Below are 19,921 nucleotides of genomic sequence, written 5' to 3' on the forward strand. Positions count from 1 at the left end.
GGCTTCAGATCGGTGGAACCAACGGGGAAGCAGGCCAGATCGGATCGGCCCTTCGGGGCAGGTAAGGACCGGGCAGTTTCATCAGGTCGATCGCGGGTCATGCCAGGGCTTCGGTCCGGATCATGATCGGTCAACGGGGTCGCAAGACAGACCGGGGCCAGCCGCAGACGGGCGTAAGTTCGGATGTGGTGGCGGGGGTTCTTCGGGATCATCGCTGATGAGATGGGGCACCCCGCAAGGGGCAGCCGATTTCAGGAAGGCGTCAGGTGGGTCGCAAGACCTAAAGCGAGGACCGCGTCTGAGCACCTGACGTCTTTTCCTGTTTTTGTCATATGCGGCTCATATGCCGGTCATATGCAAATCATACCCCAAAAACCGCAAGACCCGGACGTTTTCACGCCCGGGCCCCGTCGTCAGGATGCGAGTAGAATGCCGCGTCTATGCACCTGCCTTGCGCATACCCCACCGACTCGGGCGGATCAACCACATCTGGTGTCGAATTCTTGCACAGCTGCAACATTTTTGCATCGCAGCCAGATATGGCAGGGGTTTACCGGGCCGCTCCACAAACACTCCGCGCATTTGCCCGCAGACAGCCGCACTCCGGCCCAAATGTTTGCTTAACCAAAGGTAAGTTCATATCCAAAGGGCTATAAACATGAAGAAAATTATCGTGTGCGCCATCCTTGCCGCAGGCGGGTACATGGTCGCCAACGGCGGGCTGAGCGGCGGCAAGTCCGCGTTTCAGATGTCGTCGCAGAAATCCTCAGGCGGGTTTTCTGGGTTGGCCAAATCATCCGGTGCAGCCATCGGCGGTACGATCGCGGCGTCCGGCAACATCGGCAACTAACCTGCTGATATCAGGTCATTTTTCATCTGCCTAAGGGCGCGCTTCCGCGACCCCGGCGGCCAGTCGTGGCTGGGCCTAAAGGACGCTGTCGATCGCCCGCCCGCCTTCGATCAGATCACGCTCGATCCCTTTGGCGGTTTCCTCGCACGCCGCAAGCGCTGCAAGCGTGGCGAACAAAGCAATGACACGAACCATGGTGGCCTCCCTCAGAAACTACAATACATCTAGTATAGGGCAGGGCGATCCGGCGCGGCCAGTGGAATTCGCATTTTCATCCGGCTGGGTTCGATAACGGCGGATTGTGTTGAAAAACTCCGAAATCAGAGCGTCGCGGATTTCTTGCGAAAACCTATGAAGCGAAATAGTCGGAAAGCTTTGACCACGAGACAGCGCATGGCTGCGCGTGAGCGCATGTAGGCGATTTGGGCCGACCCCCGCGCCAAAAATTTAGGATCGGGCTGCATGGAAAGAAAAATCATCGTTCAGGCCCTAAAACGGAGTTTTTCAACACAATCGGCGGATTTCAGCCGTTCAGAAACGCCGCCACGGCCGCCATGAACTCACGCGGCTTTTCGGCATGCAGCCAATGACCCGCGCCCGGGATCTTTGCAAATTTTGCGTTTGGAAACAGGGCCTTGATGGCGGGGCGATGCGCGGTCAGGACATAGTCGCTTTGCGCACCCGACAGCATCAGAACCGGGCCGTCAAACCTGCCGCTCACCTTCGGGAACCCCATCACAGCATCCATGCTTTGCCCCAGAACATCCAGGTTCAGCCGCCATTTCGGCGGATCTGATTTCAGATCCAGCGATTGCAGGAAAAACGCCCGCAGCGCCGGATCGTCGACAGTTTCGGCCAGCCGTTCTTCCGCCTCGGACCGTCGGCAAACGCCTTTCAGATCAGCGGCCTGCATGGCCGTGACATAGCGTATCTGGCTATGTGTATAAGCCACCGGCGCGATATCCGCGACGACCAACCGCCGGATCAATTCGGGCCGCGACACCGCCAGCACCATCGCCGCCTTCCCACCCATCGAGTGTCCCAGCACGTCCACCGTGCCGCCGTCGATCACCTGCGCCAGATCGTCCGCCATATCCGGATACTGTTGAAGAAGTCGATGTTTTGGTCGGCGCGTTGTTGAGCGAGAGGCGGCCGCGCGCCGTTTTCTTTCACGTTGGCACTGTTGCTGGCACCAACTTCGCCAGTTTCCGGAGGTTTTGAGCTGTTGCTGCGAGTTGGAACTGTTCGGTTGCGCCTTTGGGTCCTCGAAGCCGCATCATCTGCACGCCGATGTATCGTTTCAGGTGGGCAAAGAGCATTTCAACCTTCCGCCTTTGGATGAACGACGTCATGTAGGCATCTGTTTTTCGGATATCGCGAGCGACGTCTCGGGCGGCTTCGTGAACGGACCGCATAAGGCGTCTGCCGTCGTCCTTCGGACAGCATTGCGACTTCAGAGGGCATGCGTCGCAATCGTGCTTTGAGGCTCGGTATCTGATGAACCCGTCTTTGCTGCCATTGGGCTTTCGCGGTTTTGAGAAGTTCCGCCGATATGTTTGCAAGGCTTTGCCGGTCGGGCAAGTATAGCTGTCGGTCGCCGGGTCGTAGACAAAGTCTTCGCGTGAGAATGTGCCGTCAGTTCGTTTTGACTTATCCCAGACCGGAATGTGGGGTTCGATTTGACGTTCGTCCACAAGCCAGCCCAACATCTCGGCTGATCCGTAACCCGTATCACCCACAAGCTTGTCAGGTTTGATGCCAAACCGCTCATGTACACGATCGATCATCTCCCTTGCTGCCCGCGCCTCTGCAGGCCGGATCGGAGCCGTCGGCTCGACGTCCACGATGACTGCATTATCCAAATCGACCATATAGTTAGTGGAATAGGCAAAGTAGGCGGCTCCCCCGTCAGCCCCAGTCCAACGCGCTGCTGGATCAGCCGGTGAGATGTATTTGGGGACGACCTTGGTCGCAGCACCGAAGGCCACATCATCCAGCGTCTCGAGATATTCGTCGACGGCACGGGACGTCAGATCTGCTGGCAGTCCGTCTTTGCTTTCAACGCCGCGCGTCTGGTTTGCATTCGCGGGGATCAGACTGGCATCAACACCAAAGCTGTGGCCGCCAACCAGCCCCTCATCCATGCAGCGCTGCAAAACGACCTCGAACAAATGTCGGAACAAACCGCTCTCGCGGAAACGGCCATGCCGGTTCTTAGAGAATGTCGAATGGTCGGGCACTGGATCAGCCAAATCAAGCTTACAAAACCAACGATACGCCAGATTGACATGAACCTCTTCGCAAAGCCGTCGCTCGGAACGGATGCCCTGACAATAGCCCAACAACAGCATGCGGATCATCAGTTCAGGATCAATCGAAGGGCGGCCATTGGCACTGTAGTATGAAGCGAGCAAGGGGCGCACACCTGTCAGATCAAGGAAGCGATCAATTCCCCGGACGGGATGATCCTTCGGCACAAAACTCTCGATCGAGAACTCATAGAACAGCGCGCCTTGCGCAACTTGCCTTGGACCCATCATCGCCGAACCCTCCACCCTCAAAACAAGTGAATCAGAGCGTGCGCGGCCAATCAACGGACTTTTTCAACAGTATCTCCGCATAGCTGTGGGTCGCCTGCCAGGCGCTTTCCCCATGGTTGCGCATGTCGACGGCGATGACCTGTCGGTCCGCCGCCAGCCGCTTGCCGACCACGCCCCAGTTGCGGGCCGAGCCATACAGGCCGTGGGCGATCAGCAGTGGCGGCTGATCGGTCGGCTCTCCGTGGATGATGGTGTTTAACATACGGTTCGATACCGTCCCCCGGCTTCCTTGGCCAGCCGTTCGCTCAGCCGATTCCGCCGGGCATATCGCGCAGCAGGGCTTCAAGTTCCCGATGCAATGCCTGACGTTCTTCGGGGCTGAGGAACGCGCCCAGCTCGACCTGGCGGCCATCGCCCTTCAGGGTCAGATAATACGGCACCGGGCCGCCCGTCTCGTGCAGATCTAGGCGCACCCAATATGGGTTCGCCTGCCAGTGCTTCGCGGCCTGACGCGGTGCTGTGCAGTGAACTTCGACCCGGTCGGGCCAGAGGGTCAGAACCTCCGATATCTGACCATCGGCATAATTGCGTTCGACCGCTTTCCAGACGCCAAAGACGGCCAACGCAAGAAACGGCAGCAGGCCCCACAGGGCGGTGGTTCCCAGCAGGCCAAACAGGGGCAGGGACAGCAACAGGATGGTGATCGTCAGGAAGGCCACAAAGCCACCGCGCGGCAGCGAGCGGTGCGGCCACAGCCGCAGGATCGCCAGAGGCTCACCGACCTCGCCATGTGAAAAAGCCCCGGCGCTGGCCGGGGCTTTCGTCAGTTTCTTGTCCCACTGATAGGGCATTGTTGCTTACATCAATGGTTGTGCGAATGATCCCATTCTTCCTGCTTGGGCAGGATCTCGAACGTGTGTTCCGGCGGCGGGCTGGGCAGGGTCCATTCCAGCGTGTCCGCATGCTCGTTCCAGTAGTTGTTCTCGGTGATCTTCTTACCGGCCCGTACCGTGTAGATCATGATCGCGAAGAACAGGATGAACGAGGCGAACGACAGGAACGCGCCATAGCTGGAGATCTTGTTCCAGTAGGCGAAGGCCTCCGGATAATCGATGTAGCGGCGCGGCATGCCCTGACGACCCAGGAAGTGCTGCGGGAAGAAGGTGATGTTGGCCCCGATGAACATCATCCAGAACTGGATTTTGCCCGCCCACTCCGGGTACTGGCGCCCGCTCATCTTGCCGATCCAGTAATAGAAGCCTGCGAAGATCGCGAAGACGGCGCCAAGGCTCATCACATAGTGGAAGTGGGCGACCACGTAGTAGGTGTCGTGATAGGCGCGGTCGATCCCGGCCTGCGACAGAACGATGCCGGTTACGCCGCCCAGCGTGAACAGGAAGATGAAGCCCATGGCGAACAGCATCGGCGTCTTGAATTCGACCGATCCGCCCCACATCGTCGCGATCCAACTGAAGATTTTCACGCCGGTGGGCACGGCGATCACCATGGTCGCCAGCATGAAATAGGACTGCTGCGTCAGGCTCATCCCCACCGTGTACATGTGGTGCGCCCAGACGACGAAGCCGAGGCCGCCAATGCCGATCAGCGCCCAGACCATCGGCAGATAGCCGAAGACCGGCTTCCGGCTGAAGGTGGCGACCACATGGCTGATGATGCCAAAACCGGGCAGGATAACGATGTAAACCTCTGGGTGGCCAAAGAACCACAGGATGTGCTGATAGAGGATCGGATCGCCGCCGCCTTCGGGCTGGAAGAAGGTCGTGCCAAAGTTCCGGTCGGTCAGCAGCATGGTGATTGCGCCCGCCAGAACCGGCAGGGACAGCAGGATCAGCCAGGCGGTGACGAAGATCGACCAACTGAACAGCGGCACTTTGAACAGGGTCATCCCCGGCGCGCGCATGTTCAGAAAGGTGGTGATCATGTTGATCGCGCCAAGGATCGAGGACGCGCCCGAGACGTGCACCGCGAAGATCGCCAGATCCATCGACCAGCCGCCCTCAGACGTGCTGAGCGGCGGATAAAGCACCCAGCCCACGCCCGAGCCCGCCTGACCGTTCCCCCCTGGCGACAAGACCGAGGCCACCGCCAGCGAGGTGCCAGCGACATACATCCAGAACGACAGGTTGTTCAGACGCGGAAACGCCATGTCCGGCGCGCCGATCTGCAAGGGCATGAAATAGTTGCCAAAGCCGCCGAACAGGCCGGGAATCACGACGAAGAACATCATCAGGATGCCGTGGCCGGTGATCAGAACATTCCACAGGTGACCATTGGGATCGCCGTCCAGCGTATTCATCAGGCCATAGATGGTTGACGCCTGCGCATCCGTGCCGCCCTTGGCAAATTCGCTCAGCGTGGCGACCACATCTGCACGGGCACCGCTTGTAATCTCGAAATTGCCGGCCGCATCCACCGGGGTCGCGGCCAGGGCGGTCTGCAACCGTTCAAGTGCGGCCTGTCCATAGGTCGCTCCATCCGCTGTAAGTGCCGCAATCGCCTCACTAAATTCGCCGGTCAGCGCCTCCATGTTGCCGACCCAGGGCAGGTACATATACTGCACGCCCGGCTCCATCAGTTCCAGCCGCATGTAGATCGTGAAGGCGACCGAGATGAACCCGGCAAACGCCGAAACCACCAGATAGAGGATGCCGATATCCTTGTGGTTGGTCGACATGAACCAGCGCGTGAAGAAGCTGCGCGTGTCGTGATGACCGTCGTCGGCGTGAAGGGTTGCGTCGGCCATGGAAGCCTCCTGAATGGTCTGATGACTGCCCTGCAAGCGGATTGCAGGCGTGGTTGAGACAGGTTTTAGTGCGCCTGACCGGGGCGGGCAATGGACCTTTGCGCCGCAGGGCGGGAAAAAGTGTCGCGGGGCCGGGGTGGGCGCCCATGCCATTCGCGGGCCACCGGTCTGCGCGGTTCTGGCGGCGGCGGGCCGCAAATATCCCGACTGTTTCGATCAGGTATTGACCTGACTGAAATACTCGGGTTTATGTCCGCGCATCGAAACGCTTCTACAGGACTATTTGCACCATGACTATTCGCCTCGCCCCTCTCGCCCTGGTCCTTGCCGCAGCACCGGCTGCCGCAGACGTGAACATCTATTCCTATCGCCAGCCGGAATTGGTCCAGCCGCTGCTGGATGCCTTCACTCAAGCGACTGGAATTGAAACGAATATTGCGTTTCTGGACAAGGGCATGGTGCAAAGATTGCAGGCCGAGGGCGCGCGTTCGCCCGCTGACGTGATCCTGACGTCGGACATTTCCCGCCTGACCGAGGCGGTCGAGGCCGGCGTGACCCAGCCGGTGGACAGTGCGGCAATCAACGCCGCGATCCCGGCCAACCTGCGCGACCCTGAAAACCACTGGTACGGCCTGACGACCCGCGCCCGCGTGGTGTACGCCAGCCGCGACCGCGTCGCTGAAGGAGAGATCGCGACCTACGAAGACCTCGCCGATCCCAAATGGAAGGGCCGGATCTGTACCCGTTCTGGCCTGCACGCCTATAACATCGCGCTGACCTCGGCCATGATCGCGCGCGACGGGGCCGAGGTGGCGCAGGATTGGCTGGAAGGGCTGAAGGCCAATCTGGCGCGCAAACCGCAAGGCAACGACCGTGCACAGGTCAAGGCGATCTGGGCGGGAGAATGCGATATCTCACTGGGTAACACCTATTACATGGGGCTGATGCAGTCCGACCCGGATCAGCAGGCATGGGCGGATGCGGTGCGGATCGTCTTTCCGGTGTTTGAGGGCGGCGGCACCCATGTGAACCTGTCAGGCATGGCGATGACGGCCGCCGCACCGCACCGCGACGAAGCGCTGGCCCTGATGGAATTCCTGGCCTCGGCTGAGCCTCAGCAGATCTACGGTGCAACGAACTTCGAGTACCCGGTCACCCCCGGCGTCGCCCCTTCTGACACTGTGGCCAATTGGGGCAGCCTGACCCCGGACACCACGCCACTGGCCGACATCGCCGCCCGCCGCGCCGAAGCGCTGCGCCTGACGGAAACCGTGGATTTCGACGGCTGACGCCACACACCCAACAGCCGCCCATCATTGACCCACAAATATCCCGGGGGTCTGGGGGCTGGCCCCCAGCTATCGCGCGTACGTCGGAGGAATCCGGTCAGATCTCAGGCCAAATGGGGTAAAATTGGCGGGGTAGGCGCGTTGTTGCGCGCGTCAATGGGCGGAAATCGCTTTGCGCTGGACAGTTGCGGGCGGCGGGGCGACTGTCTGGGTTAGTCACGAAAACAGGCGGATAGAATGGCAGCGCGCAAGATTATCATCGACACTGATCCCGGACAGGATGACGCGGTTGCGATCCTGCTGGCGCTGGCCTCGCCCGAGGTGCAGGTGCTGGCGATCACCGCTGTTGCAGGCAATGTACCGCTGGATCTGACGCAGAAGAACGCGCGGATCATATGTGAGCTTGCGGGCCGGACCGAGGTTCCGGTTTACGCAGGCTGTGACCGACCACTGGCGCGCGATCTGGTCACGGCCGAGCATGTGCACGGTAAGACCGGCCTTGATGGACCAGACCTGCCTGATCCGACGATGCCATTGACCGATGGCGATGGCGTCGACGCGATTATCGAGATCCTGCGCCGGGAGCCAGCCGGTACGGTGACCCTCTGCGCGTTGGGCCCCTTGACCAACATCGCCACGGCCTTTCAACGCGCCCCCGATATCATCGAACGCGTTCAGCAGATCGTGCTGATGGGGGGCGCCTATTTCGAAGTTGGCAACATCACCCCGGCGGCGGAATTCAACATCTACGTCGACCCCGAAGCGGCGCAGGCCGTCTTTGCCAGCGGTGTCGATCTGGTCATCCATTCGCTGGACGTTACCCACAAGGCCCTGACCAGCCGCGCCCGGGTCGAGGCGTTTCGCAACCTTGGCACACCGGTAGGACGGGCCGTTGCCGAATGGACGGATTTTTTCGAACGCTTCGACAAGGAAAAATATGGCTCGGAAGGGGCACCACTGCATGATCCTTGCGTCATTGCGTATCTGTTGCAGCCAGACCTGTTCACCGGTCGTCAAATCAATGTCGAGGTCGAGGTCGACAGCGCGCTGACCCGCGGCATGACCGTTGCCGACTGGTGGGGCGTCACCGACCGCCCCGCCAACGCCCTGTTCATCGGCGGCATCGACGACGCGGGCTTCTTCGATTTGCTGACCGAGCGACTGGCCCGGCTATGACCGCGATGCGTCTTGCGAATGCCAATGACCTCGACCGGTTGATGCCGATGGTCGAGGCGTTTCATCGCGAGATGGGCATCGCCAGCGATCCGATGGACCGCGAAGAGGCATTGAAGCCGCTGTTGGAAGGATCCCACTTTGGGATGATCTATCTGGTGGGTCTAGATCGTGCGCCGATGGGTTACGCCATCGTGACGCTTAGCTGGGCGGTGGAATTTGGCGGGATGGATGCGTTTCTGGACGAATTCTGGGTGCGCCCTGCCGTGCGCGGGCGCGGTATCGGCACCGATATTCTGACGCGATTGCCCGCAGCGCTGGGCGCACATGGGATCAAGGCCATCCATCTGGAGGTCGACCGCGCCGACACGGCGATCCGGCGGATGTACAACCGCGCGCAGTTCGAGGACCGCGAACGCTATATGCTGATGACGCGCAAGCTGTGAGCGTGGGGAACGAGAATTATGCCTCCGGCGGGGATATTTCCGGGTCAATGATGGCACCGGGGTGGGCAAATTGGCTGCGCGTTGCCATATCTGAATGATGGATTTCGGGTTTTCCTTTGACAACAGCTATGGCCGGTTGCCAGCGCGGTTTTTTACGCGGCAGGCACCGGTGGCTGTGCGCGCGCCGAAGTTGCTGGCGTTGAACGACGGGTTGGCGGCGGATCTGGGGCTGGATACGGACGCATTGCGCTCGGACGCCGGGGTCGCTGTTTTGGCGGGCAATGCGGTGCCGGATGGGGGTGATCCGCTGGCGCAGGTCTATGCCGGGCATCAGTTCGGCGGCTGGTCGCCGCAATTGGGCGACGGGCGCGCGGTGCTTCTGGGCGAACATATCGGGTCAGGCGGCGTGCGGGTGGATGTTCAGTTAAAGGGCTCGGGGCGGACGCCTTACAGCCGCATGGGCGACGGGCGCGCCTGGCTTGGGCAGGTGCTGCGTGAATACATCGTGTCCGAGGCGATGCATGCCTATGCCATTCCGACAACCCGCGCGCTGGCCGCTGTGGCGACAGGCGAAACCGTCCAGCGAGAGGCCGGGTTTCCCGGCGCCATTCTGACCCGAGTTGCAGCAAGCCACATTCGTGTCGGGACATTTCAGTATTTCGTCGCACGCGGGGATACCGAAGCTTTGCAGGCGCTGATGGAGCATGTTATCGCGCGACATTATCCTGATGCGGACGGGCCGCTTGGATTGCTCGATGCGGTTGTGGCGGCTCAGGCCAGCCTGGTGGCGGGGTGGATGGCGCTGGGGTTCATCCACGGGGTGATGAACACCGACAACATGGCGGTAAGCGGGCAGACGATTGATTACGGGCCCTGCGCGTTTCAGGACATTTTTTCGCCCTCGCGGGTGTTCAGTTCGATCGACCAGCACGGGCGGTATGCCTACAATCAGCAGCCCGCCGTGGCCGCGTGGAATCTGGCGCAGTTGGCAACCTCGCTGTTGCCGCTGATGGGGGATCGTGACGCGGCGATTGAGGCTGCGACCGCCAGCGTGCATCGGTTCGGGCCATTGTTTCAGAATGCCTGGCTGACGCAATTTCGCGCCAAGCTGGGGTTGGAGCGGGCCGAGGATGGGGATGAGGCGCTGGTCGAGGGGTTGCTGGCGGCGATGACCGAAGGCGGTGCGGATTTCACCAATGTCTTCCGGGGGTTGGCGGGTGGAACTGCGCGGTTGTCATTTGCCGATCCGGCCCCGTTTGATACCTGGCACGCCGACTGGCAGGCGCGGCTGGCGCGTGAAGAACGCGGCCCGGATGCCCGTGCCGAGGCGATGCGCGCGGCAAACCCGGCGATCATCCCGCGCAATCATCGCATTGAGGAGGTCATTCAGGCCGGTTTGCGCGGCGATCTGGCCCCTTTCGCACGGCTGACCCGGGCGCTGGCAACGCCGTATAATGACACGACCGACACCGCCGATCTGGCGCGCCCGCCCACAGTCGATCAGGAGGTTACGCAGACCTTCTGCGGTACGTGATCGGGCAATTCAGCGCCACATCAGCAGTTGCGCCAGACAGCGACGGCTATGGATCAAAACACCTCGTGAATGCGGCTTGCAGTGCTACATCCACGTCCGCCATCGTAACCGGCAGCCCCAGATCCACCAGGCTGGTCACCCCATGCCCGGCGATGCCGCAGGGGACTATGCCGTCGTAATGCTGCAGATCCGGATCCACATTGATTGAAACCCCGTGAAAGCTGACCCATTTGCGCAGGCGAATGCCGATGGCGGCAATCTTGTCTTCGCGTGGGTCACCGTTGGGCAAGGGGGGGTTTTGAGGTCGGCTGACCCAAACGCCGACGCGCCCCGCCCGGCGTTCGGCGGTGACACCGAATTCGGCGAGTGTGCCGATCACCCAATCTTCCAGAGCTCGGACAAATACGCGCACATCGCGTCCGCGTGCGGCGACATCCAGCATGACATAAGCAACCCGTTGCCCGGGCCCGTGATAGGTGTATTGCCCGCCTCGCGCCGAGGCGAAAACCGGGAACCGGTCCGGGGCGGTCAGATCTTCCGGGCGCGCGCTGGTTCCGGCCGTGTAAAGGGGCGGGTGTTCGAGCAGCCAGATCGCCTCGTCCGCTGTGCCCGCGCGGATGTCGGCAGCGCGGGCCTCCATCCAGGCGACGGCGGCTTCATATTCGACGGGTTTATCAGAGGTGATCCACTCTACCATTTTGCGGTCCTGCTGGCAGTCATCAGGCGGCTTGTCCCATGCGGTGCGCGCACTGTCAAAATCCGCTTCACAAGCCAAATCGCCCACGCTATACGCGCCGCACCCTGCCGGGTCTTGCGGTCGTGGCGGAATTGGTAGACGCGCAGCGTTGAGGTCGCTGTTCTGTAACAGGAGTGAGGGTTCGAGTCCCTCCGACCGCACCAAATTCACTTTTCGAAGAAAAGCGACGACCAACCTCACATAAAGGCGCTGGGCGGCAGTCGTATCCAGAAACGGCCAGAGATTCCGCTGTTTTAAAGCAGTTCGCGTTTAACCTGAATCAGAGTTCTCCGCCTCTCAATCGGCAAGTTGCTGATTTAGAACGCGATTTCTGATATGCGATGTCTCAAGTAAAACGCGAACCGCTATAGGGTATTCTAATCGCCCGCATCAAAGTCGCTATCCGAAGTAACGCGACGACGACATTCGAAACACCTTGCTTCGCGGATGCCCGAGAACTGAACCGGGCGCGGCGGGTTTCGCGCAACACACCGGGCGTTTCGACCCATCCGGCGTGTTGCGTCGATTCCTGTTCAGGCGTCCATCACCACGGTTTGTTTCTGGCGTCCCAGCCCTTCGATCCAGACTTCCATCGTATCGCCCACTTTCAGGAACTGCGGCGGTTTCAGGCCCAGGCCGACGCCCGGTGGTGTCCCGGTTGAGATCACGTCGCCGGGTTGGAGCGTCATCAGCTGGCTCAGGTGGCTGACGATATGCGCGACCGAAAAGATCATGGTTTTGGTATTTCCCGTCTGCCGACGCACGCCAGAGACATCCAGCGTCATATCCAGATTCTGCACGTCGGGAACCTCGTCCCGAGTCACCAGCCAGGGGCCGGTCGGACCGAATGTGTCGCAGGATTTTCCCTTGACCCACTGACCGCTCAGCTGAAATTGAAAATCCCGCTCGGACAGGTCGTTGATAACGCAATACCCGGCAACATGGTTCAATGCGTCCTGTTCTGAGACGTATTTGGCAGGCGTCCCGATGACGACGCCCAATTCAACCTCCCAGTCCGATTTGATTGATCCGCGCGGGATCGAGACGGTGTCATTCGCGCCAACCACGGCCGAGCTTGCCTTCATGAACAGGACGGGGTGTTCGGGAACCTCCATGCCGGATTCTTCGGCGTGGTCGGAATAGTTCAGGCCGATGCACATGAATTTGCCGATGCCCCCGACGCAGGCCCCGAACCGGGGGCTGCCTGACACGATTTTCAGCGTGTTCACGTCCAGCGCCCGCAGACGGTCCAGCGATGCCTCGCTCAGCATCGCGCCGTTGATGTCATCGACATGACCCGACAGGTCGCGCAACTGACCGTCGCCATCAATCAGGCCTGGCTTTTCGGATCCTGCGTCGCCGTATCTTACGAGTTTCATCTTTTCGTCCTTTTTAGTGGTTGTCTCGCGGGGTCGGGCCGTGCGCGATATCTTGGTAGGCGTCCGCCCCTTTCAGGGTCATACCCTCGCTGAAGGGGCGCACTTTCTCTCGGAACAGCTCTTGCCAGGGGCTGTGGCTGTCGGGTGCGAAGGGGCGATCCGGCAGGTCTGCGCGGCGCTGGTCAAGTTCATCTGCGTCGACCAGCATGTTCGCGGTGCAGGTGTTGAGGTCGATGCGCACCCTGTCGCCTGTGCGCACCAGCGCCAGCCCGCCGCCATCCGCCGCCTCGGGCGAGGCATTGAGGATTGACGGGCTCCCAGAGGTTCCCGATTGCCGCCCGTCGCCGACACAAGGCAGCGCGTGGATACCGCGTTTGAGCAAATAGGCAGGCGGGCGCATGTTCACCACCTCGGCCCCGCCGGGATAACCGATGGGGCCAGCGCCACGCATGATCAGGATGCAGTGTTCGTCGATGCCCAGGGCTTCGTCGTCGATGCGGTGATGAAAATCCTCGGGCCCGTCAAAGACGATGGCGCGGCCTTCGAAGGCATTGGGGTCTTCTGAGTTGGTCAGATACCGGTCGCGGAATTCATCGGAAATCACGCTGGTCTTCATGATGGCCGAGTCAAACAGGTTCCCGGACAGGTTGATGAATCCGGCGTCCGGCAGCAATGGGCTGGATGCCGTGAATATCACGTCCGGGTTCAGGCTGCGGCTTGTGGCGCAATTCTCGGCCATTGTTTTGCCGTTGGCGGTGACAGCATCCGGGTGTGGCAGCAGGCCATTGGCCAGAAGCTCTCCGATTACGGCGGGGACACCACCGGCCTGATGATAATCTTCGCCCAGGTAAGTGCCCGCCGGTTGCAGGTTCACCAGCAGCGGAACCTTGTGCCCGATGCGCTGCCAGTCGTCGTTGTCCAGCGGCACACCCAGATGCCGGGCGATGCCGTTCAGATGGATCGGCGCATTGGTCGACCCGCCGATGGCCGAGTTGATGACGATGGCATTCTCGAACGCCTCACGCGTCATGATGTCTGTTGGCTTCAGGTCGTCGTGCACCATCTGGACGATCCGTTGCCCGGTACAATAGCTGATTTGCCCGCGTTCGCGGTACGGGGCCGGGATCGCAGCAGAACCGGGAAGCTGCATGCCCAGGGCTTCCGCCAGAGAGTTCATCGTCGTCGCCGTGCCCATGGTATTGCAATAGCCGACCGACGGGGCCGAGGCGGCAGCGATCTCCATGAACTCCTCGTCGTCAATCTCTCCGGCGGCCAGCTGTTCGCGGGCTTTCCAGACCACAGTGCCGGAACCGGCGCGTTCGCCCTTGTACCAGCCGTTCAGCATTGGCCCGACAGACAGGGCGATGGCGGGGATATTCACGGTCGCGGCAGCCATCAGCAGAGCCGGGGTCGTCTTGTCGCACCCGATGTTCAGCACAACGCCATCCAGCGGATACCCGAACAAGGCTTCGACCAGACCCAGATAGGCAAGATTGCGATCCAGCATCGCCGTCGGACGCTTGCCGGTTTCCTGGATTGGATGCACCGGAAATTCGATCGCTGTTCCGCCGGCCGCAATAATCCCGTCGCGCACCCTTTTGGACAGCTCGATATGATGCCGGTTGCAGGGCGACAGGTCGCTGCCGGTCTGGGCATTGCCGATGATCGGCTTGCCGGATTGCAATTCCGGGCGCGTCAGCCCGTAATTCAGATAGCGTTCCAGATAAAGCGCCGTCATTTCCGGGTTGTCCGGGTTCATGAACCATTGCTGCGAACGAAGTTTCGGGGTCTTGTGCGTCACGAGCGCGGTGCATCCTATTTTGACGTTGCCGCGATCTTCGTACAGAGGTGTGGCAGGTGAACGCAAGGTCAGGGTGCTTTGGTAGGAAAAAGGGAGGTTTGCATGACCGATTTCATTCGATTCGATTCCAGTGACAACGTCGTGACCGCGACCCGGGCGCTGGAGGCTGGTCACCAGGTCGAAGGCGTTTTGACCCAGACGCTGATTCCATCCGGCCACAAGATCGCAACGGCACCGATTGGCGCTGGCCAGCAGATCACGAAATACGCGCAGTTCATCGGGCTGGCCTCGACCGAGATTGCCGCGGGGGCACATGTGCACACGCATAACGTCGAGTTTCGCGCGACCGAGGCAGCGTATGAATTCGCAACCGATCTTCGCCCCGTCGCGATGGTGCCCGAGGATCAGCGCGATACCTTCATGGGGTTCCGGCGCGAAAGCGGACGGGTGGGAACGCGCAATTACATCGCGGTTGTCACCTCGGTGAATTGTTCGGCGACAGCCGCGCGCCGGATTGCCGATGCCTTCGGCCCCGAAGAGATGGCCGCCTATCCCAACGTCGACGGTGTCGTCGCATATGTTCACGGCACAGGCTGTGGCATGGCCGGTGACGGCGACGGGTTCGAAGCGCTGCAGCGCGTGATGTGGGGCTATGCACGCCATCCGAACCACGCTGGCGTGCTGATGGTGGGCCTTGGGTGTGAGATGAACCAGATCGACTGGCTGCTTGAGGCTTATGGGTTAAAGCAGGGTCCGCTGTTCCAGACGATGAATATTCAAGGCGTCGCCGGTCTGCGCCGAACGGTGGAGCTGGGGATTGAGAAGGTCCGCGCCATGCTGCCCCTGGCCAACGAAGCGCAGCGCGAACCTTGCCCGGCATCGGATCTGATGGTTGCCCTGCAGTGCGGCGGATCGGACGCCTGGAGCGGGGTCACCGCGAACCCGGCGCTGGGCCACGCCTGCGATCTGTTGACGGCGCAGGGGGGCACCGGCGTTCTGGCCGAAACGCCCGAGATTTACGGGGCCGAGCATCTTCTGACCCGCCGCGCTGTGGACGCGGCGGTTGGTGACCGGCTGGTCGGGCTGATCGACTGGTGGAAGGATTACACTGAACGCAACAAGGGCTCGATGGACAACAACCCGTCGCCCGGGAACAAGAAGGGCGGTCTGACGACGATATTAGAGAAATCGCTGGGCGCGGCAGCAAAGGGGGGAACCTCGCCCCTGACCGGGGTATTCAAATACGCCGAACCGGTGAGGGCGAAGGGTTTCACCTTCATGGACAGCCCCGGCTATGACCCGGCAAGTGTGACGGGGCAGATTGCGGGGGGGTGCAATCTGGTGGTGTTCACAACCGGGCGCGGATCGGCCTTCGGCTCTAAGCCCGCGCCGACGATTAAGGTTGCGACGAACTCTGAAATGTACGCCCGCATGACCGAAGACATGGACATCAACGCAGGTGACATGTTGACCGGGGGCGTGTCGCTGGAAGACAAAGGGCGCGAGATCTATCAGATGCTGCTGAGCGTCGCCTCGGGCGGGGTCACGAAATCCGAAGCGCAGGGGCTGGGCGACTATGAGTTCGTGCCCTGGCAGATCGGTGCGGTGATGTAGCAATTTGGTGGCGATGCCAATTCGACCGGTCGGCAGAATTCGCGAGACTTGGGAGAAACTGCAGAGCAAGTGGCAGATTCATTTGTTGCATTGCAGGCAAGCATTGGATTTAAGTTTCATCCAGAAGTGCAGGACAACCTGCCAACATCAGGGAGCCCGGTTTGGCAGACACCAATACCGATGACGCGTTCGTCGAATTTGACCGCGTCCAGAAAAGTTATGACGGCGAGGTTCTGGTCGTCAAAGACCTGAATCTTTCCATGCCAAAGGGCGAGTTTCTAACAATGCTTGGGCCGTCGGGGTCCGGCAAGACGACATGTCTGATGATGCTGGCCGGGTTTGAAACCGCCACCCACGGCGAAATTCGCCTTGGCGGGGCCGAGATCAACAACATCCCGCCCCACAAGCGCGGCATCGGCATGGTGTTCCAGAACTACGCCCTGTTCCCGCATATGACGGTGAATGAAAACCTCGCTTTTCCGCTGGAAGTGCGCGGGATGGGCAAAGACGAACGTGAAGCCAAAGTCACCCGCGCGCTGGATATGGTGCAGATGGGTGAATTCGGCAATCGCCGTCCGGCACAACTGTCCGGTGGGCAGCAACAGCGGATCGCCTTGGCGCGTGCATTGGTCTTTGACCCCAAGCTGGTCTTGATGGACGAACCGCTGGGTGCGCTGGACAAGCAACTGCGCGAACACATGCAGTATGAGATCAAGCATCTGCATGAAAGCCTTGGGATCACAGTGGTCTATGTGACTCACGATCAATCCGAAGCCCTGACGATGTCGGACCGCGTGGCAGTGTTTGATGACGGCCGCATCCAACAGCTCGCCCCGCCCGAAGACCTGTATGAACGCCCCGAAAACAGCTTCGTTGCGCAGTTCATCGGCGAAAATAACAAACTGTCCGGTACGGTCATCTCAAAATCCGGCGATACGGCGACCGTGAAACTGGCAAATGGCGAAACCTGCCAGGCGCTGGCGGTCAGCTGCGGCGACGCAGGGTCCGAGACGCTGATCTCGATCCGGCCCGAACGTGTTTCGGTTGGCGGCAAAGGCGGCGGGAACTCGACAACTGCAGATGTGAAGGAACTGATCTACCTCGGCGATCACATCCGCTGCCGGTTGAACATGCATGGCAATGACGATTTCGTGGTCAAAGTGCCAAACTCCGCCGGGCATGAGCATCTTGTTGTCGGTGAAAAAACCCAAGTGACATGGGCGATTGAAGACGCACGCGCGTTGAACCCGCTCTGACGAAACGACCCGCCGAAGCTTCGGCAATGACGACTAACCAGGGAGAATATGACATGAAAAAACTGCTAATTTTGTCCACGGCCCTCAGCAGTATGGCTGTTTCAGCCCATGCGGCCAGCCACAGCAACGAGATCACCGTGATCGGTTGGGGCGGCGCATACACCAACAGCCAGGTTGAGGCTTATCACAAGCCCTTTAACGCCGCGACTGGGATCACCGTGAACTCGGCAGATGCCGACAACCCTGCAAACCCGATCAAGGCGCAGGTTGAAGCCGGTAACGTCACAATCGACGTGGCCAGCGTTGAAATCGCCGACGCCGTGCGCCTGTGCGACGAAGGACTTGTCGAAGAAATTGACGCTTCGATATTGCCCGATGGTGACGACGGCACGCCCGCCGTTGACGATTTCATTGCCGGGACTCTGACCGACTGCATGATCCCGACCGACGTGTTCGCCACCGCCATCGCCTATGACACCACGAAGTTCCCCGATGGTGGCCCGCAATCGATTGCCGACTTCTTTGACCTGGAGAAATTTCCCGGCAAGCGCGGCCTGAAGAAGGGCGCCAAAGCCACGTTGGAAATGGCATTGATGGCCGACGGTGTCCCCGCCGGTGATGTCTATGCGATGCTTGAAACCGACGAAGGCGTGGACCGGGCATTTGCCAAGCTGGACGCCGTCAAGGATGTCGCCGTCTGGTGGGAAGCGGGTTCGCAGCCGGGTCAGCTTCTGGCGGATGGCGAAGTCGAAATGACCATGGCCTGGAACGGTCGGATTTTCGCTGCTGCCATGGCCGAAGATCAGCCGTTCGCGATGATGTGGGATGGTCAGGTGTTTGAGTGGGAAGGATGGGTGATCCCGAAGGGTGCGCCGAACCTTGAAGGTGCGTTGGAGTTCATCAAGTTCTCGACCAGCACCAAGCCTCTGGCGGCCGCTGCTGAATGGATCAGCTATGGCCCGCCGCGCAAATCGTCGGCACCTCTGGTTGGTATCTTCAAAGGCGACGGTGAGACCGAGATGGCATCGCACCTGCCGACCAGCCCTGAGAACCAGCTGAACGCGCTGGCGTCCTCGCTGGAGTTCTGGGCGGATCGTGATGCCGAGCTGAACGAGCGCTTCAACTCCTGGCTTGCGCAGTAAGCCATTGATAACGGGGCGCGCCGAAACCGGCGCGCCCCGAACTTGCAATCGACGATTTGCAACTGACAAATTGCGACTGACACAAGAGGGCCGCGTGCCAGATGAGTGACGCCACAGCCGATACATCGGGTCGCCTGACGACCGCAGACGGCAAACCGCTGAAGGCAGCGCTGGCGGCCGCCCAGGTCCGCGCCAAACGGCGGGCATTCCTGCTGGTACTGCCACTGCTGGCATTCATTCTGGTGACTTTCGCAGTGCCCATCGGACAGATGTTGCTGCGGTCCATTGATGACCCGCGCTTTTCGGTCCACGAAGACATCCAAACCGGCGAAAAAACACCGGTCATGGTCAATCTGCGCAGCTGGTTTGACGCCAATCCGCAAGGCACCGAACCTGACGAAGATGCCTATGCGGCACTGGTCAGTGATTTGCGGGTTCTTCGCGAACTCAAGGCGCAGGGCAACGTTGGTACGCGCATCAACTATGAACTTGCGGGAACACGTTCGTTATTCACGTCAACGGCGCGCAAGGCAGGGCGGATGGAAGCCCCGTTCAAAGAGGCGGTATTGGACGCTGACAAGGACTGGGCCGATCCTCTGCTATGGCAGGTCATGCGCGGAGCGTCTTCGGGTTATACCGCCAATTTCTATCTTGCAGCGCTGGATCGCACCCGCGATGCTGACGGGAAAATCGTACGTGTCGAGGAAAACCGACGGCTTTATGTCGGGAATTTTGTGAAAACCCTGTTGCTATCGGGGTTCATCACGCTTGCCTGTCTGGTTCTGGGCTATCCGATCGCACATCTTCTGGCAACGCTGCCACTGCGACAGTCTAACCTGCTGATGATATTCGTGTTGCTGCCGTTCTGGACGTCCCTTCTGGTGCGAACCACCAGTTGGATCGTGCTGTTGCAAAGCCAGGGTGTGGTCAATGATACCCTGGTTGCGACCGGTGTTCTGGCGGATGAGAACCGTATTCAGATGATCTATAATCAGACCGGCACCATCATTGCGATGGTGCATATTCTGCTGCCTTTTATGGTACTGCCGCTCTATTCGGTGATGCGCCCGATCAACCCCAGTTATGTGCGTGCCGCGCGTTCACTGGGGGCGACCAGCTGGACCGCGTTCCGCCGCATTTACGTGCCCCAGACCGTGCCGGGCATGGGGGCAGGGGGGTTGCTCGTGTTCATTCTGGCGGTCGGTTATTATATCACGCCGGCGCTTGTCGGCGGGGCCAGCGGTCAGATGATCACCAACTTCATCGCTTTCCACATGCTGAAGTCGCATAACTGGTCGCTTGCCGCGGCACTGGCGGCGCTGTTGTTGGCCTGCATTCTGCTGTTGTACTGGCTTTATGACCGGTTGATCGGCATAGACAATCTGAAGTTGGGATAG

The 19,921-nt window shown here is 60.4% G+C and carries 16 protein-coding genes, 1 tRNA gene and 1 pseudogene; 10 read left to right on the forward strand and 8 right to left on the reverse strand.

The features are described from left to right. Positions 1 to 658 precede the first annotated feature (658 nt). Entirely contained in the window at positions 659 to 850 is a 192-nt protein-coding gene (locus GKR99_03960; GenBank protein ID NKB26744.1) for a hypothetical protein, read from the forward strand. Between the two features lie 523 nt (positions 851 to 1,373). On the opposite strand, the gene GKR99_03965 is transcribed toward GKR99_03960, so the two are convergent. The 5 genes and pseudogenes from GKR99_03965 to GKR99_03985 form a co-directional block, all read right to left on the reverse strand. Then, complete coding sequence (locus GKR99_03965; protein ID NKB26745.1) at positions 1,374 to 1,943, reverse strand: alpha/beta fold hydrolase; 570 nt, start codon at positions 1,941 to 1,943, stop codon at positions 1,374 to 1,376. A 76-nt stretch (positions 1,944 to 2,019) separates the two neighbouring features. Continuing rightward, positions 2,020 to 3,390, reverse strand: a complete 1,371-nt coding sequence (locus GKR99_03970) for a transposase (GenBank protein ID NKB26746.1) — start codon at positions 3,388 to 3,390, stop codon at positions 2,020 to 2,022. A 70-nt stretch (positions 3,391 to 3,460) separates the two neighbouring features. Further along, a pseudogene (locus GKR99_03975) lies at positions 3,461 to 3,652 on the reverse strand (alpha/beta fold hydrolase). A 43-nt stretch (positions 3,653 to 3,695) separates the two neighbouring features. Further along, on the reverse strand, positions 3,696 to 4,241 hold the full coding sequence (locus GKR99_03980; protein NKB26747.1) for a DUF2244 domain-containing protein: 546 nt from the start codon (positions 4,239 to 4,241) through the stop codon (positions 3,696 to 3,698). Positions 4,242 to 4,252: 11 nt separating this feature from the next. Then, complete coding sequence (locus tag GKR99_03985; GenBank protein ID NKB26748.1) at positions 4,253 to 6,154, reverse strand: cytochrome c oxidase subunit I; 1,902 nt, start codon at positions 6,152 to 6,154, stop codon at positions 4,253 to 4,255. Positions 6,155 to 6,444: 290 nt separating this feature from the next. Between GKR99_03985 and GKR99_03990 the strand changes: the two genes are divergently transcribed. The 4 genes from GKR99_03990 to GKR99_04005 all read left to right on the forward strand — a co-directional run bounded on the left by GKR99_03990 (position 6,445) and on the right by GKR99_04005 (position 10,596). After that, positions 6,445 to 7,443, forward strand: a complete 999-nt coding sequence (locus GKR99_03990; GenBank protein NKB26749.1) for an extracellular solute-binding protein — start codon at positions 6,445 to 6,447, stop codon at positions 7,441 to 7,443. A gap of 237 nt (positions 7,444 to 7,680) precedes the next feature. Further along, positions 7,681 to 8,619: a nucleoside hydrolase gene (locus GKR99_03995; GenBank protein NKB26750.1), complete on the forward strand. Its 939-nt coding sequence runs from the start codon at positions 7,681 to 7,683 to the stop codon at positions 8,617 to 8,619. Further along, on the forward strand, positions 8,616 to 9,062 hold the full coding sequence (locus GKR99_04000) for a GNAT family N-acetyltransferase (GenBank protein NKB26751.1): 447 nt from the start codon (positions 8,616 to 8,618) through the stop codon (positions 9,060 to 9,062). The genes GKR99_03995 and GKR99_04000 overlap by 4 nt, the downstream gene beginning before the upstream one ends. A 97-nt stretch (positions 9,063 to 9,159) precedes the next feature. Then, complete coding sequence (locus GKR99_04005; GenBank protein NKB26752.1) at positions 9,160 to 10,596, forward strand: YdiU family protein; 1,437 nt, start codon at positions 9,160 to 9,162, stop codon at positions 10,594 to 10,596. Positions 10,597 to 10,642: 46 nt separating this feature from the next. On the opposite strand, the gene lipB is transcribed toward GKR99_04005, so the two are convergent. Next, on the reverse strand, positions 10,643 to 11,293 hold the full coding sequence (gene lipB / locus GKR99_04010; GenBank protein ID NKB26753.1) for a lipoyl(octanoyl) transferase LipB: 651 nt from the start codon (positions 11,291 to 11,293) through the stop codon (positions 10,643 to 10,645). A gap of 116 nt (positions 11,294 to 11,409) precedes the next feature. Here lipB and GKR99_04015 point away from each other — a divergent pair. Further along, a tRNA-Leu gene (locus tag GKR99_04015) sits at positions 11,410 to 11,496 on the forward strand. Positions 11,497 to 11,865: 369 nt separating this feature from the next. Here GKR99_04015 and GKR99_04020 read toward each other — a convergent pair. Then, entirely contained in the window at positions 11,866 to 12,711 is an 846-nt protein-coding gene (locus GKR99_04020; GenBank protein ID NKB26754.1) for a 2-hydroxyhepta-2,4-diene-1,7-dioate isomerase, read from the reverse strand. 13 nt (positions 12,712 to 12,724) lie between these two features. After that, complete coding sequence (locus tag GKR99_04025) at positions 12,725 to 14,512, reverse strand: dihydroxy-acid dehydratase (protein ID NKB26755.1); 1,788 nt, start codon at positions 14,510 to 14,512, stop codon at positions 12,725 to 12,727. A gap of 102 nt (positions 14,513 to 14,614) precedes the next feature. Between GKR99_04025 and GKR99_04030 the strand changes: the two genes are divergently transcribed. The 4 genes from GKR99_04030 (at position 14,615) to GKR99_04045 (ending at position 19,921) form a co-directional block, all read left to right on the forward strand. After that, a complete protein-coding gene (locus GKR99_04030; GenBank protein NKB26756.1) occupies positions 14,615 to 16,126 on the forward strand; it encodes an altronate dehydratase in 1,512 nt (503 codons plus the stop codon). Positions 16,127 to 16,287: 161 nt separating this feature from the next. Then, the gene (gene potA / locus GKR99_04035; protein NKB26757.1) at positions 16,288 to 17,382 is read left to right on the forward strand and encodes a polyamine ABC transporter ATP-binding protein; all 1,095 of its coding nucleotides are present in this window, start codon (positions 16,288 to 16,290) and stop codon (positions 17,380 to 17,382) included. Positions 17,383 to 17,435: 53 nt separating this feature from the next. Further along, the gene (locus GKR99_04040; protein NKB26758.1) at positions 17,436 to 18,524 is read left to right on the forward strand and encodes an extracellular solute-binding protein; all 1,089 of its coding nucleotides are present in this window, start codon (positions 17,436 to 17,438) and stop codon (positions 18,522 to 18,524) included. A 101-nt stretch (positions 18,525 to 18,625) separates the two neighbouring features. Further along, positions 18,626 to 19,921 carry an ABC transporter permease subunit gene (locus GKR99_04045; GenBank protein NKB26759.1) on the forward strand — a complete coding sequence of 432 codons (1,296 nt, stop codon included), beginning with the start codon at positions 18,626 to 18,628 and terminating at the stop codon, positions 19,919 to 19,921.

This window comes from Paracoccaceae bacterium, assembly GCA_012103375.1.
Lineage (GTDB): Bacteria > Pseudomonadota > Alphaproteobacteria > Rhodobacterales > Rhodobacteraceae > WLWX01.